Annotated in this window: 1 protein-coding gene; it reads left to right on the top strand. The window is 71.6% G+C overall.

The window, feature by feature from the left end:
* Positions 1–536: amidase (locus AC1DWF_RS38115; RefSeq protein WP_476843588.1), on the top strand; the 536-nt coding region annotated here is incomplete at both ends.

Raw genomic sequence — 536 nt, 5'->3', positions numbered from 1 at the left:
TGGCGGCATTGTCGTCGGAAAATCCAACACGCCGGAATTCGGCGCGGGCGGCTCGACCTTCAACGAGGTCTTCGGCCGCACGCGCAATCCCTGGAACACCTCGCTCACCTGCGGCGGCAGCACCGGCGGCGGCGCCGTGTCGCTGGCGACCGGCGAGGTCTGGCTGGCCCAGGGCACCGACCATGGCGGCAGCCTGCGCCGGCCCGGCACCTATTGCAGCGTGGTGGGACTGCGGCCCTCGCCGGGTCGCGTGACGCGCGGGACCGTGAACAACCTCTTCTCCACGCTATCCGTCCAGGGACCCATGGCGCGGAACGTCCCGGACCTCGCGCTGTTCCTGGACGCCATGGCCGGCTGGTGCGCGCTCGATCCGCTGACCTACGACCCGCCTGCGCGCTCCTACGCCGAGGCCGTCGCGGCGGCCGCGCAGGAGCGCCCGAAGCGCATCGCCTTCACCGCCGATTTCAACGGCCAACTGCCGATCGACCGCGAGACGCGCGAGATCTGCTCCAAGGCCGTCCGCGCCTTCGAGGCGG

The sequence above is a fragment of the Aminobacter sp. P4_D5 genome, assembly GCF_056401815.1.
Note: the sequence above shows the minus strand (reverse complement) of the source record. Positions and strands in the feature narration are given on the sequence as shown.